Source organism: Prodigiosinella aquatilis (assembly GCA_030388725.1).
Taxonomy (GTDB): Bacteria; Pseudomonadota; Gammaproteobacteria; order Enterobacterales; family Enterobacteriaceae; genus Prodigiosinella; species Prodigiosinella aquatilis.
In genome coordinates this window covers 15,056-29,966 of the sequence record CP128857.1, presented here as the reverse complement: position 1 = coordinate 29,966, position 14,911 = coordinate 15,056, and the positions used below count along the sequence as shown (strand labels likewise).

The following is a 14,911-nucleotide window of genomic DNA, read 5'->3' as shown; positions in this document are numbered from 1 at the left end:
GGTTCATGATGCAACGAGGGATAGTCTGGATTGTCGATGACGATAGCTCCATCCGTTGGGTGCTTGAACGCGCACTGACCGGCGCTGGTTTAACATGCGCCACCTTTGATAATGGGAATCAAGCCTTAAGTGCGCTGGCAACCCAAACACCGGATGTCCTGCTTTCCGATATCCGCATGCCCGGCATGGATGGTCTGGCATTGCTTCAGCAGATAAAGCAACGCCATCCGATGCTGCCGGTCATTATTATGACTGCACATTCCGATCTGGATGCGGCAGTCAGCGCCTATCAGCAAGGTGCGTTTGATTATCTACCCAAACCTTTTGATATTGATGAAGCTGTCGCGCTGGTGGAGAGAGCCATCAGCCACTACATGGAACAACAACAACCAGTTCGTAGTCAGCCCATTAGCGGACCAACAGCAGATATTATCGGCGAAGCTCCGGCCATGCAGGATGTATTTCGTATCATTGGCCGCCTTTCCCGATCATCTATCAGCGTTCTGATTAATGGTGAGTCAGGAACCGGTAAAGAACTGGTCGCTCACGCGCTGCATCGCCACAGCCCTCGCACCAAGGCACCATTTATTGCTCTGAACATGGCCGCTATCCCTAAAGATCTCATTGAATCTGAGCTTTTTGGTCATGAAAAAGGCGCGTTTACTGGTGCCAACCAGATTCGGCAAGGTCGTTTTGAGCAGGCTGATGGTGGGACACTGTTTCTCGACGAAATTGGTGACATGCCACTGGACGTACAGACCCGTCTACTGCGCGTACTGGCCGATGGACAATTCTATCGCGTTGGAGGTTACGCCGCTGTAAAGGTGGATGTCCGCATTATTGCCGCCACCCACCAAAATCTGGAGTTGCGGGTACAGGAAGGCAAGTTCCGTGAGGATCTATTCCACCGTTTAAATGTTATTCGTGTCCATTTACCTCCACTGCGCGAACGCCGGGAAGATATTCCCCGGCTAGCCCGCTATTTCCTGCAAGCCACAGCCAAGGAGCTTGGTGTTGAGCCTAAAAATCTTCATCCGGAAACAGAAGCAGCGCTGACCCGCTTACCCTGGGGGGGTAACGTGCGCCAGTTGGAGAATACCTGTCGCTGGCTTACCGTTATGGCTGCTGGCCAAGAAGTCTTGATTCAGGATCTGCCGCCAGAACTATTTGAAACTACCGCGCCAGATTCCACTGTGCATGTGTTACCTGATAGTTGGGCCACGTTGTTGGCACAATGGGCTGACAGGGCATTACGTTCCGGCCATCAAAACCTGTTGGCAGAAGCTCAACCTGAAATGGAGAGAACGCTGCTAACCACCGCACTGCGTCATACCCAAGGTCACAAACAGGAAGCTGCTCGTTTGTTGGGATGGGGTCGAAACACTCTCACCCGGAAACTCAAAGAGTTGGGAATGGAATGACCATTATTGCCACGTTTTATTGTGCCAAAACGAATCAATTCAACTGGTGATAAAAAGTACAATACAACGCACAAAATTGTTGGTAATTTGTACTTTACATGGTTCATACCCGCAGTATGATCGTGTCGCTGACAGGAGAGGGGAACCATGCTGGAATCACTTATTCATATAGTGACACATGGCGCAGAAATCAGCAGTACGGTGGGCAATACACCGGAAACTGCTATTGCTGCTGTTTTATGTGCCGCACTGATCAATTTCTTTAGCTAGCAGACAAGTAAGTTAAGGATATAACGTAAAAACAGCCGCTAAAGGCTGTTTTTGTTTTAAATAACCCGAGAAAATTGCTGCGTTCGCATCTTGTTACGCAGATAAATATCAAAGCACATACAGATATTGCGGATCAGCAATCGTCCTCTAGCCGTAACAGTGATACCTTGTTCTTGGATTTCTACCAAGCCATCTTCCGCCATGGGTGCCAACAAACGTAAATCGTCAGCAAAATAGGTACTAAAATTGATACCGAACTCTGCTTCAATGACTGCGTAACTCAACTTGAAATTGCAAATCAGCGTTTTAATCACATCACGACGGATACAATCGTCTCGAGTCAATGTCAAACCACGCCACAGCGCATTACCCGTCTGTTCCACTTGTGAATAGTAAAGCTTCAGCTCTTTCTGGTTCTGAGCATAACTATCGCCAATCATGCTAATAGCCGAAACGCCCATGCCAAGCAAGTCGGTATTCCCCTGCGTGGTATAACCCTGAAAATTACGGTGTAGTACGCCTTCCCGCTGGGCAATCGCTAATTCATCGTCTGGTCGGGCAAAGTGATCCATACCGATAAACTGGTAGCCTGAGCTGGTCAGGGTTTCTATGGTTTGCTGAAGAATATCCAACTTCTGCTCAGCACTGGGAAGATCAGATTCTTTAATTTTACGTTGAGCAGCAAATAAGTCCGGTAGATGCGCATAATTAAAAACACTGAGTCGGTGTGGATTCAGTTCGATAACACGCTGTAACGTAAAAGAAAAACTTTCCGGAGTTTGTTTAGGTAATCCGTAAATCAAATCAATATTGGTGGAAGAAAAACCCAACGCTTTGGCTCGATTGATTAGGGCAAAAATAAAGGACTCATCCTGCTCACGGTTCACCAACCGCTGAACATCCTTATTGAAATCCTGAACGCCCATACTCAGGCGGTTAAAACCTTCGCTATACAGATGATCCAGAATATCCAGTTCAATTTCACGTGGATCAATTTCCAGCGATATTTCTGCCTGCTCAGAAAATGCAAATTGCTCTCTCAGCAATCCCATCAGCCTGCTAATCTGATTTTTATTCAGATAAGTTGGTGTGCCTCCGCCCCAGTGCATCTGTGTAACCGTACGACCAGCAAACAACTTCGCACGATGTCGGATTTCTTGTTCCAATACATCCAGATACTCATCTGCTTTATGCAACTGGCGAGTCACTAGTTTATTGCAACCGCAGAAATAACACAGACGATGGCAAAAAGGGATGTGCAGATACAGTGACAATGGCCGTTGAGGATAACGCTTAGTGGCTCGTTGAAAAGCGGATTCATCGTAACTTTCGCTAAATTCCAGCGCCGTGGGATATGAGGTGTAACGTGGCCCAGAATAATTATATTTTTGTATCAGGGCCAAATCCCAGTCAATCGTCTGCTCAAACATGCTACTCACTCCTTTCGGTATCGTTTACTGCGCGATTGTCTTTGCGGCATTAACCGCCGTTTGGAAAAAACTGCCGCATGCAGCCGATGTTTCCGTTTTGACAGGCACCACAGTTTAACTAACAGACTCAGCAAAAAACATGTAGCCAGAAAGGTTATAAGTAGAAATAGTCCTTTTATCATTAATTATCTTTCGGGTTATTACGCTTAAGTAGCTGAAGCATATCCTCTTCCGGCTCCTCTTCGTCGTCATTCCCTAATTCAATCCCTAATAGCTCCATCAATATGTCGATGCGGTCCAGTTTCTCATCAACCCAGGATTGATCTTTCGCGCTGAGTGTTTCACCTTTTTCCAAACGATCCAGCAGATCATCCAGACGCGAATCATTTTCCAACATGCCTAATTCTTCTTCGGGAGAAAGCTTCTCTAACTTTTCAGCTTTTGGTGCTATCACCTTCATTGGTGCAGCAGTATTGGCAATCAACGATACCGGTTTTTTGCTGCCAATGCGCGGGTCGACTATCTTACTCTGACCAGATGATTTGCTGGCGTTACTACCTTCCTGAGTACGGTTACCAGAAGTATGGCCTCGATGCTTTTTCTGGCGCTTACGTTCGCGGGCTTCGATATTCAATTCTTCACGACTTTTTCTCTTTATTTTTGGCTTGGTGGATTTATCACCCGGCCCTTTAACTGGCTGTTTCATAGCTTCGCTCTCAAATTCTGAAATACATATAATGTAGGAGATTGCGGCGGAATCTAGCAGAAAGTGTATCAATAAAACAGTATTCAACTTCATTGAAGATACTTTTCTTCTCTCAACTCATTTCACCTACTGGTGTAAATGAACCAGTACGGATAAACCCCGTCTTTTATTGTCAGTTACAGGTATAATCTTCACCTATTATTGATCCAGACAGAGACGAAGATTGTGACCCACCAATATAACTACCATGTGACCCGTTTCGTCATCAGTGCCCCTGATATCCGCCATCTGCCCGCCGATAGCGGTATTGAAGTCGCCTTTGCTGGACGCTCAAATGCCGGTAAATCCAGTGCACTCAACACATTAACCAATCAGAAAAACCTGGCCCGTACCAGCAAAACCCCAGGTCGGACTCAATTGATTAATCTATTTGAAGTAACCGAAGATGTGCGCTTGGTCGATCTGCCCGGTTACGGCTATGCCGAAGTGCCGGAAGAAATGAAACGAAAATGGCAGAACGCTCTGGGTGAGTATCTGCAAAAGCGTAACTGCCTGAAGGGATTAGTGGTATTGATGGATATCCGCCACCCACTGAAAGATCTCGATCAACAAATGCTGGAGTGGGCTGCTACTGTCCATCTTCCGGTTTTAGTGTTACTGACCAAAGCCGATAAACTGACGTCTGGAGCCCGCAAATCACAGTTAACAATGGTACGAGAAGCCGTATTGCCGTTTATGAGCGATATCCAAGTAGAAACCTTCTCTTCCCTGAAGAAAACAGGTGTAGATAAATTACGTGAGAAATTAGATAGCTGGTTCAGCACATTGGACTCTGCGACAGAAGAAATACCAGCCGAATAATACTGATTATTGCCAGTCGATGGCATTAACGACATTTTCTGGCAAACGGCGATAGCATCTGCATCTACTACATTACCACTATCGCCAGCTATTCCACATAATTCCCATAAAAAACGCCCCGGTCAGAAAACTGACCGGGGCGGCTAACATTCAGCCAAATCCGATTACGTGAAGTAAAAGGTCTGAAAGATAGAACATCTTACCTCTGTACCCTACGCCTTTAACTCTACCCTATTTTTTCACTGGAACAAAGGATTTTTTGTTGTTTAATTTCATAAAAAGTGACTACCATTTAAACAAAACCAAACTTGATCACACTATCCTGTAGCTTAATTACATAAAGGCCACATTTTTACGATGTAACTGTTTGATACAAAAATACACAAGAAGCAATACCGTACTCTTTGTCATCAAGCTCTGTATAAACAAACAACATCAGCAATGCAGGTTAATGCGCCTGATCCCAGTTTTGACCAGTACCAACAGCTACCAGCAAGGGCACGTCTAATTGCATACTCCCTTCCATCAGCGCTTTAATTTGCTGCCTGGCCACATCCAATACGGAATCATGCACCTCAAAAACCAGTTCATCATGGACCTGCATTATCATTTTGATTAACGGTTCCTCTTGCTGCTGTAACCAATCGTCAATCGCGATCATCGCTTTTTTAATAATATCCGCAGCGGTCCCTTGCATAGGCGCGTTAATCGCCGCTCGTTCAGCCGCTTTACGGCCCATAGCGTTACGGGAGTGAATATCCGGTAAATAGAGACGTCGACCGTCCAGCGTCGACACATATCCTTGTGCGGCCGCCTGCTGACGTGTCCGTTCCATATAATGCTGTACCCCTGGATAACGCTCGAAGTAAAGATCCATGTAACGCTGAGATTCTTTACGCGGAATATTTAGCTGGCGCGATAACCCAAAGGCACTCATACCATAAATCAAACCAAAGTTAATTGCCTTGGCACTTCGCCGCTGTTCGCTGGTGACATTATCAAGTGGGATACCGAACACCTCAGAGGCCGTTGCGCGGTGAATATCCTTACCTTCTGCAAATGCCTTAAGCAATCCAGCATCCTTAGAAAGGTGCGCCATAATCCGCAATTCAATCTGAGAGTAGTCCGCCGCCATAATGCTGTATCCTTTCGGCGCAATAAATGCCTGACGAATACGACGACCTTCATCATTACGGACTGGAATATTCTGCAAGTTAGGGTCACTGGAAGACAAACGCCCCGTTGCTGTTACTGCCTGATGATAAGAGGTATGTACTCGCTTAGTTAGCGGGTTAATCATCAACGGTAATTTATCGGTATAAGTGGATTTCAGTTTTGCCAGCCCACGGTGTTCCAAAAGAAGTTTTGGCAAAGGGTAGTCCAGCGCTAACTCAGCCAACACTTCTTCATTGGTGGAAGGTGCGCCCTTCGGGGTTTTTTTGATGACCGGCAGTTGCAGTTTTTCATAAAGAATAGCGCCTAATTGTTTGGGGGAAGATAAATTAAATTCTTCTCCTGCCAGCTCATACGATTTTACTTCCAACTCCGCCAGGCGTTGTGTCAGTTCCCGCGAATGCTCTGCCAGAATAGTAGTATCAATCAGCACCCCAGTGCGTTCCATTCGGGATAACACCGGCACCAGTGGCATATCTATATCCTGAAAAACTTTGCGCAATTCAGGTTGCTGCTTCAGCTGTTCCCATAGTTTCTGGTGCAGATACAAAGTGACGTCAGCATCCTCAGCAGCATAGGGTGCAGCCTGTTCCAATGCAATCTGATTGAAAGTTAGCTGGTTTTTCCCTTTTCCGGCAACTTCTTCAAAACTAATAGTTTTGTGGTTTAAATAACGCGCAGACAGACTGTCCATATCATGACGGCCAGCAACACTATCCAACACATAGGATTCCAGCATGGTATCAAAAGCAATACCACGTAGCTCAATACCGTGGCGCATCATCACACCCTTATCAAACTTTAGATTCTGACCAATCTTCAGTAAGCTGGCATCTTCCAGCAGCGGTTTGAGTGCTGCCAATACCTTTGTACGATCGAGCTGTTCAGGTGCATCCAGATAGTCGTGAGCCAAGGGCAGATATGCAGCCTCACCCGGTTTAATCGCGAATGACATCCCTACCAGATTAGCGGCAAGGGTGTCCAGGCTGTCTGTTTCCGTATCAAAAGCAAACACCTCAGCGGCCTTTAAACGCGCTATCCAGTCCTGTAAGGTTTTTTCATCCAGAATAGTGACGTAATTGTCCTGAGACAGGACGCTTACTTTTTCTTCTTGCGTCTTTTCTTCTATCTTTTTTATTACTGTCGGCACGGCCAGGTTACTTTTTTTATCCTGTAACCATGTTCCGGATTCAATATCAATTAACCAACGCTTAAACTCGTAATGACCAAACAGATCTCTCAGTTCAACAACATTTGGCTCATTAACAGTTAATTGATCGCAATTCAATTCAAGTTCAACATCCGTTTTGATAGTGGCCAATTTATAGGAGAGATAGGCGATCTCTTTGTGTTGTTCCAGCTTGGCCGCCATGGTTTTCGCCCCGCGAAAAGACAAACCAGCAATTTTATCCAGATTTCCGTACAGTGAATCCAATCCGCCCAATCCTTGTAACAACGCCTGCGCGGTCTTTTCACCGACCCCAGGTACGCCAGGAATGTTATCGGAAGAGTCCCCCATCAGGGCAAGAAAATCGATAATCAACTCAGGAGGAATACCATATTTATTGCACACCTCTTCAGGACCAAGAATGCTATTGGTCATCGTATTGATCAGCGTGATATTGGATGTAACCAACTGAGCCATATCTTTATCACCGGTACTAATCAATACCGGTATACCGGCTCGTTCTGCTTGTAAAGAAAGAGTGCCGATAACATCATCTGCCTCTACACCAGAAACCACCAACAAAGGCAATCCCATCGCCGTCACCATACGGTGTAAAGGCTCTATCTGTTCGCGCAGATCGTCTGGCATCGGAGGACGGTGAGATTTGTAATCTTCAAATAGTTCATCACGAAACGTTTTACCTTTAGCATCAAACACCACCGCCACATGGCTGGGATGATACTGGAGTAATAAGCTTCGCAGCATGTTAAGTACACCATACATCGCCCCAGTAGGTTCACCTGCGCTATTGGTTAACGGGGGAAAAGCATGATAAGCACGATATAAATAGGATGAACCATCCACCAGGATCAAAGGGTTTTCAGTAATCTGAGCCATAATTTGTAGCGATCATTGTGTTTTTTGTCATGGGTTAAGCATGCCATAGGTGACGGCAAGAAACGAATGTTAACGCGTTATTGTGAAGATTTTTGCATAATACTTCGCAAATCAAAGCTGTGGATAAGTTTGTGAATAGAAAATGAGTAAATAATTTCACAGTACATTATTAGTTTCGGTTATATTAATTAATTATTTAAAATCAATAAATTAAAAACAACACTCAGTTTACATGTGAGGAGATTATTTTTGTGGATATATATAATCAATAGACAGATGTGAATAAAAATGTTTTTTAGATATAACTGCGGTGTTAAAAACAAATAACGGCCACACCAGGTTCAAAGGTGTGACCATTATATTAAGATTATTTTTTGGTGAGCAAATATTTCACTACATCGGCATATTGCTTCACGTAAATATCCATTGAACTGGTATCCAGTCCGTCATTTTTTATCATGTATTTGCCATTAACAAATATGGATGGGACACCACGTAGCTGTAAATCTGCGGCCGCTTTTTCCTGTTGGACAACCAAAGATTTCACCACAAAGCTATTTAATGCACTGTCATACTCTTCCCCTGTTACACCGGCATCGATGAAAACCTGACGAATATCTTCCGGTTTCTCTACGGTTTGCGTTTTTTGAACAGCATCAAACATCAGTGGGCCAATCTTATCCTCTATACCCAAGGCAATAGCAACAGCCCAGGCTTTAGTCAATTCTTTTCCTAAGGGCCCTAGAAAATCAACGTGGTATTTAGTGATTTTAATACCGGCTGGCAGCTCTTTTTGTATTGCACCAGGAATATGATAAATCCGAGCAAACTGATAACAATGAGGACAATAAAACGAAAAAAACTCCAGAACCTGTGGCTCCTGAGTTTCAGGCCTATCCAGCGTAACATATTGCTTGCCATTACTAAAATCAGCAGCTGATGCACTAAATGCCATTATGACACCAATCAGTAAAAGCCATATATTCTTCATATCAGTTTTCTCTCTATTTAATAACTTCAGTACATCGTCATCAGTTGCAAAGGTGGTTCCTGCAACAGTTTAACCTGCTCAGTAAAGGTAATTACCTGTTTTGACCAAAAATCAGCGTCCTGCATCCACGGAAAGCTCCGGGGGAAAGCAGGATCTAGCCAACGACGGGCCACCCAGGCCAAATAATGAACCATTCGCATCGCTCGTAATGGCTCAATAAGCGCAAGTTCTGTTTCATCAAAAGACGCAAATTCGCTATAAGCCTCTAGCAGAATATCCAACTGAATACGCTGCTCACGACGTTCACCATGCAAGAGCATCCATAGATCCTGAATGGCCGGTCCATTTCGTGCATCATCAAGATCCACAAACAATGGCCCATCGCGCCATAGAATATTTCCTGGATGGCAGTCTCCATGCAGACGCTTGGCTACCCAGTCAGTACGCCAGTACCGCTTTACTTCATTGATTAAACGATCGGTCGCCAGCAGAAACACGTCACGCAGAGCAGCCGGAATAAGAGGGCATTGTGCCAACGTATTACGTGGTTCATACAAATATTCATCCAAACCAATAGTCGGACGTACTTTAAACAGTGATTTATTCCCGATTTGATGGATACGCCCTAAATAACGACCAACACCTTCCAGTTGCTCATCATTATCCATTTCGTATTGCCGCCCACCAATGCTTGGAAAAACCGTAAAAAAGAAGCCTTCATGTTCATTAAGCATCTTTTCCTGCAAAGACAATGGTGCAACAACGGGGATGTCATCCTCCGCTAACTCACAAGCGAATGCATGCTCTTCAGTAATTTGCTCAGCCTTCCAGCGTTGAGGACGGTAAAACTTCACAACGTACCTTTTTCTGTTCTCATCGCTGAATTGGTATACTCGGTTTTCATAGCTATTTAGCGCGGTTAAACCAGAGTCAACTCGCACCCCAACAGACCACAACGCATCCATGATCAAATCAGGAGATAGTGTCTGAAAATTAAAAACTGAATCGCTTATCACTGCCATTTTAGGGGACTCAACTCCGATCAATAAACAACATGGGATAAATACCCCGATATATCAATCCTTAATAACGCCACGGGCTCGCAGTAATGCCGTTTTGAAATCAGCCTCATAATCCTTCTGCAAACCAGGAATAGGCTGCGTTTCGTTCGTGTCACGCATCTTTAAATGATAAATAAGGATATCATCAGTGAGATCGCTAAGCCCCCCTTCAAACCCGGCTTCATGTGCAAGTTTTTGTAAAAATTGCACAAGATTCATATCCGGCTCTTTTTGCCAGGCCGAATGCAACAATTCGATTAATTCATTTACACGATGACATTTCATGGTGGACTCCTGAAAATTAAACCGCCGAAAATAGTAAGTCTTAGTAGTATGAAGAAAGCACTTGGCCTTTAGCCATACTTTTTCGAAAATAACACATCATTTACTTATAGGCTGAGACAACATGATCACAGGTGTAATTCTGGCCGGGGGCCAGGCAACCCGCATGGGGGGGAAAGACAAAGGGCTAATGGAGCTTGATGGCAAACCTTTGTATCAACTTGTTCTCTCTCGATTAGCACCGCAAGTTGATAAAATAATTATCAACGCTAATCGTAATCAGGTTATTTATCAGCAAAGCGGGTATCCGGTTGTCAATGACATAAACAAAAATTATGCAGGTCCTTTGGCCGGAGTACTGACTGGCTTGGTAACGGTGAAAACGGAGTGGGTGATATTTGTCCCTTGTGACGTTCCGGCTTTACCACTGGATTTGGTCTCACGCCTTTGGCAAGGTCGTGGAGATAAAAAGGCAGCCTATGCAACTGATGGCAACCGTGCACACCCTACATTACTGCTAATCCATACTAATCTCGCATCAGCCCTTGATGAATATCTGGCAAAGGGTGATCGTAAGTTAATGTTATTCCTTAATGAAATAGACGCCCAATCTGTTTCTTTTTCTGATCAGCCTCAGGCTTTTCGTAATTTCAATACCACCGATGACCTGCAACTGTGGCATAAGGATCGTTATGATATTTAAACATCCTCCATTATTGGCTTTTGCTGCTTACAGTGGCACAGGGAAGACAACGCTGCTTAAACAACTTATCCCATTACTGAAAAACTCAGGTATACGTGTGGGCCTTATTAAACACACTCATCATAATATGGACATCGATACCCCGGGAAAAGATAGCTATGAATTGCGTAAAGCAGGAGCAGATCAAACGCTCATCGCCAATACCGAGCGCTGGGCATTAATGACAGAAACACCGGAACAACAAGAACCTGATTTACATTATCTGGCCAGTCGAATGGATACATCAACGTTGGATTTGATTCTAGTTGAGGGTTTCAAACAAGAGAAGATAGACAAAATAGTTCTGTTTCGCCGTGCAATAAATCGATCTTTTACCGATATTATAGATAGTTTTACTCTCGCGGTAGCCAGTGACGAAAAACTGAATACCACGCTCCCTCTGCTTGATATTAACCAGCCAACACATATTGTCAGTTTTATTTCCCACTGGCTTGAAGCAAAAAAGAATAATTAACACAAAAACCCGCGGTATCCACTGAAGGTTTACCGTTATTTGATAGTGGCCCGGCGGCGACATGCTGGGCAGATATCCCTCCGTGCCTCCCGACTGCATCAACACGACAGACGTGAAAAAGCCCTCTGCTTTCACAGAGGGCTTCGTCTACTAGTTGAATGCCTGGCAGTTCCCTACTCTCACATGGGGAGACCCCACACTACCATCGGCGCTACGGCGTTTCACTGCTGAGTTCGGCATGGGGTCAGGTGGGACCACCGCGCTATCGCCGCCAGGCAAATTCTGTTTCGTTCCAACCGTCACACTTCCGCGCAACCATCAGAACCAATACCGGAACATCACTGAAAATATCTCGTCTCTCATTCCAAAACACCTTGGGTGTTGTAAGGTTAAGCCTCTCGGGTCATTAGTACTGGTCAGCTCAACGCATCACTGCGCTTACACACCCAGCCTATCAACGTCTTCGTCTTAAACGTCCCTTCAGGGGCCTTGAAGGCCCAGGGAAGACTCATCTCGGGGCAAGTTTCCCGCTTAGATGCTTTCAGCGGTTATCTCTTCCGCACGTAGCTACCGGGCAATGCAATTGGCATCACAACCCGTACACCAGTGGTGCGTTCACTCCGGTCCTCTCGTACTAGGAGCAACCCCCTCAATCTTCCAACGCCCACGGCAGATAGGGACCGAACTGTCTCACGACGTTCTAAACCCAGCTCGCGTACCACTTTAAATGGCGAACAGCCATACCCTTGGGACCTACTTCAGCCCCAGGATGTGATGAGCCGACATCGAGGTGCCAAACACCGCCGTCGATATGAACTCTTGGGCGGTATCAGCCTGTTATCCCCGGAGTACCTTTTATCCGTTGAGCGATGGCCCTTCCATTCAGAACCACCGGATCACTAAGACCTGCTTTCGCACCTGCTCGAGCCGTCACTCTCGCAGTCAAGCTAGCTTATGCCTTTGCACTAACCTCCTGATGTCCGACCAGGATTAGCTAACCTTCGTACTCCTCCGTTACTCTTTGGGAGGAGACCGCCCCAGTCAAACTACCCACCAGACACTGTCCGCAACCCGGTTCACGGGCCCACGTTAGAACATCAAACATCAAAGGGTGGTATTTCAAGGTTGGCTCCACGCAGACTGGCGTCCACGCTTCGAAGCCTCCCACCTATCCTACACATCAAGGCTCAAGGTTCAGTGTCAAGCTATAGTAAAGGTTCACGGGGTCTTTCCGTCTTGCCGCGGGTACACTGCATCTTCACAGCGAGTTCAATTTCACTGAGTCTCGGGTGGAGACAGCCTGGCCATCATTACGCCATTCGTGCAGGTCGGAACTTACCCGACAAGGAATTTCGCTACCTTAGGACCGTTATAGTTACGGCCGCCGTTTACCGGGGCTTCGATCAAGAGCTTCGCCTTGCGGCTTACCCCATCAATTAACCTTCCGGCACCGGGCAGGCGTCACACCGTATACGTCCACTTTCGTGTTTGCACAGTGCTGTGTTTTTAGTAAACAGTTGCAGCCAGCTGGTATCTGCGACTGCGCAACGCTCCGTCCGCAAGGGACTTCACCTCGCACAGCGTGCCTTCTCCCGAAGTTACGGCACCATTTTGCCTAGTTCCTTCACCCGAGTTCTCTCAAGCGCCTGAGTATTCTCTACCTGACCACCTGTGTCGGTTTGGGGTACGATTCGATGTTACCTGATGCTTAGGGGCTTTTCCTGGAAGCGTGGCATTTGTCACTTCGACACCGTAGTGCCTCGTCATCACGCCTCGGTGTTGACAGCGCTCCGGATTTGCCTGGAGCACCCACCTACACGCTTAAACCGGGACAACCGTCGCCCGGCCAACATAGCCTTCTCCGTCCCCCCTTCGCAGTAACACCCAGTACAGGAATATTAACCTGTTTCCCATCGACTACGCCTTTCGGCCTCGCCTTAGGGGTCGACTCACCCTGCCCCGATTAACGTTGGACAGGAACCCTTGGTCTTCCGGCGTGCGGGTTTTTCACCCGCATTATCGTTACTTATGTCAGCATTCGCACTTCTGATACCTCCAGCAATCCTCACAGACCACCTTCAACGGCTTACAGAACGCTCCCCTACCCAACAACGCCTAAGCGTCGCTGCCGCAGCTTCGGTGCATGGTTTAGCCCCGTTACATCTTCCGCGCAGGCCGACTCGACCAGTGAGCTATTACGCTTTCTTTAAATGATGGCTGCTTCTAAGCCAACATCCTGGCTGTCTGGGCCTTCCCACATCGTTTCCCACTTAACCATGACTTTGGGACCTTAGCTGGCGGTCTGGGTTGTTTCCCTCTTCACGACGGACGTTAGCACCCGCCGTGTGTCTCCCGTGATAACATTCTTCGGTATTCGCAGTTTGCATCGAGTTGGTAAGCCGGGATGGCCCCCTAGTCGAAACAGTGCTCTACCCCCGAAGATGACTTCACGAGGCGCTACCTAAATAGCTTTCGGGGAGAACCAGCTATCTCCCGGTTTGATTGGCCTTTCACCCCCAGCCACAGGTCATCCGCTAATTTTTCAACATTAGTCGGTTCGGTCCTCCAGTTAGTGTTACCCAACCTTCAACCTGCCCATGGCTAGATCACCGGGTTTCGGGTCTATACCTTGCAACTTGACGCCCAGTTAAGACTCGGTTTCCCTGCGGCTCCCCTATTCGGTTAACCTTGCTACAAAATATAAGTCGCTGACCCATTATACAAAAGGTACGCAGTCACCCCACCCCAAAGCACTCACCGCTTGTTTTGTGTGTTGGGCGTCGCAAAAGACGCGCCGCCACCGCGATGCTGCTGTTGCGGTGCCTTCATCACCAGAGAATGCTTTGGTGGTGGGGCTCCCACTGCTTGTACGTACACGGTTTCAGGTTCTGTTTCACTCCCCTCGCCGGGGTTCTTTTCGCCTTTCCCTCACGGTACTGGTTCACTATCGGTCAGTCAGGAGTATTTAGCCTTGGAGGATGGTCCCCCCATCTTCAGACAGGATATCTCGTGTCCCGCCCTACTCGTCGAACTCACAGCACGTGCATTTTCGTGTACGGGACTGTCACCCTGTACCGTGCGACTTTCCAGACGCTTCCACTGATGCACAAACTGATTCAGGTTCTGGGCTCTTCCCCGTTCGCTCGCCGCTACTGGGGGAATCTCGGTTGATTTCTTTTCCTCGGGGTACTGAGATGTTTCAGTTCCCCCGGTTCGCCTCATGCCACTATGTATTCATGTCATGATAGTGTGTCGGAACACACTGGGTTTCCCCATTCGGGTATCGTCGGCTATAACGGTTCATATCACCTTGCCGACGCTTTTCGCAGATTAGCACGCCCTTCATCGCCTCTGACTGCCTAGGCATCCACCGTGTACGCTTAGTCGCTTAACCTCACAACCCGAAGGTGTCTTTTTCATGAAGAGCAAGACCA

General features: G+C 46.8%; 11 protein-coding genes and 2 rRNA genes. 5 read left to right on the top strand and 8 right to left on the bottom strand.

The genetic code is table 11. The features are described from left to right. Window positions 1–8 precede the first annotated feature (8 nt). Together glnG and PCO85_00125 are read left to right on the top strand one after the other, a co-directional pair. Entirely contained in the window at window positions 9–1,421 is a 1,413-nt protein-coding gene (glnG, locus tag PCO85_00130; protein ID WJV55945.1) for a nitrogen regulation protein NR(I), read from the top strand. Between the two features lie 147 nt (window positions 1,422–1,568). Beyond that, complete coding sequence (locus tag PCO85_00125; protein ID WJV53943.1) at window positions 1,569–1,691, top strand: YshB family small membrane protein; 123 nt, start codon at window positions 1,569–1,571, stop codon at window positions 1,689–1,691. A gap of 56 nt (window positions 1,692–1,747) precedes the next feature. Here PCO85_00125 and hemN read toward each other — a convergent pair whose 3' ends face one another. Continuing rightward, the gene (gene hemN / locus PCO85_00120) at window positions 1,748–3,121 is read right to left on the bottom strand and encodes an oxygen-independent coproporphyrinogen III oxidase (protein ID WJV53942.1); all 1,374 of its coding nucleotides are present in this window, start codon (window positions 3,119–3,121) and stop codon (window positions 1,748–1,750) included. A 181-nt stretch (window positions 3,122–3,302) separates the two neighbouring features. Next, window positions 3,303–3,827: a Der GTPase-activating protein YihI gene (yihI, locus tag PCO85_00115; protein ID WJV53941.1), complete on the bottom strand. Its 525-nt coding sequence runs from the start codon at window positions 3,825–3,827 to the stop codon at window positions 3,303–3,305. Window positions 3,828–4,052: 225 nt separating this feature from the next. On the opposite strand from yihI, the gene yihA reads away from it, so the two are divergent. Then, window positions 4,053–4,688: a ribosome biogenesis GTP-binding protein YihA/YsxC gene (gene yihA, locus PCO85_00110; GenBank protein ID WJV53940.1), complete on the top strand. Its 636-nt coding sequence runs from the start codon at window positions 4,053–4,055 to the stop codon at window positions 4,686–4,688. Between the two features lie 448 nt (window positions 4,689–5,136). Here yihA and polA read toward each other — a convergent pair whose 3' ends face one another. From polA to PCO85_00090, 4 genes are all read right to left on the bottom strand, one after another. Then, window positions 5,137–7,926, bottom strand: coding sequence for a DNA polymerase I (polA, locus tag PCO85_00105; GenBank protein ID WJV53939.1), 2,790 nt, complete (start codon window positions 7,924–7,926; stop codon window positions 5,137–5,139). A 367-nt stretch (window positions 7,927–8,293) separates the two neighbouring features. Continuing rightward, window positions 8,294–8,917 carry a thiol:disulfide interchange protein DsbA gene (gene dsbA, locus PCO85_00100; protein ID WJV53938.1) on the bottom strand — a complete coding sequence of 208 codons (624 nt, stop codon included), beginning with the start codon at window positions 8,915–8,917 and terminating at the stop codon, window positions 8,294–8,296. A gap of 26 nt (window positions 8,918–8,943) precedes the next feature. Beyond that, entirely contained in the window at window positions 8,944–9,930 is a 987-nt protein-coding gene (locus PCO85_00095) for a serine/threonine protein kinase (GenBank protein WJV55944.1), read from the bottom strand. Between the two features lie 63 nt (window positions 9,931–9,993). Further along, window positions 9,994–10,263, bottom strand: coding sequence for a YihD family protein (locus PCO85_00090; GenBank protein WJV53937.1), 270 nt, complete (start codon window positions 10,261–10,263; stop codon window positions 9,994–9,996). 121 nt (window positions 10,264–10,384) lie between these two features. Between PCO85_00090 and mobA the strand changes: the two genes are divergently transcribed. Continuing rightward, window positions 10,385–10,963 (top strand): molybdenum cofactor guanylyltransferase MobA, encoded by a 579-nt coding sequence (mobA, locus tag PCO85_00085; GenBank protein ID WJV53936.1) that lies wholly within the window; start codon window positions 10,385–10,387, stop codon window positions 10,961–10,963. Further along, window positions 10,953–11,477, top strand: coding sequence for a molybdopterin-guanine dinucleotide biosynthesis protein MobB (mobB, locus tag PCO85_00080; GenBank protein WJV53935.1), 525 nt, complete (start codon window positions 10,953–10,955; stop codon window positions 11,475–11,477). Before mobA ends, mobB begins: the two co-directional genes overlap by 11 nt. A gap of 160 nt (window positions 11,478–11,637) precedes the next feature. Here the strand turns inward: mobB and rrf are convergent. Both rrf and PCO85_00070 read right to left on the bottom strand, forming a co-directional pair. Beyond that, a 5S ribosomal RNA gene (gene rrf / locus PCO85_00075) occupies window positions 11,638–11,753 on the bottom strand. Between the two features lie 109 nt (window positions 11,754–11,862). Continuing rightward, a 23S ribosomal RNA gene (locus PCO85_00070) occupies window positions 11,863–14,871 on the bottom strand. Window positions 14,872–14,911 lie beyond the last annotated feature (40 nt).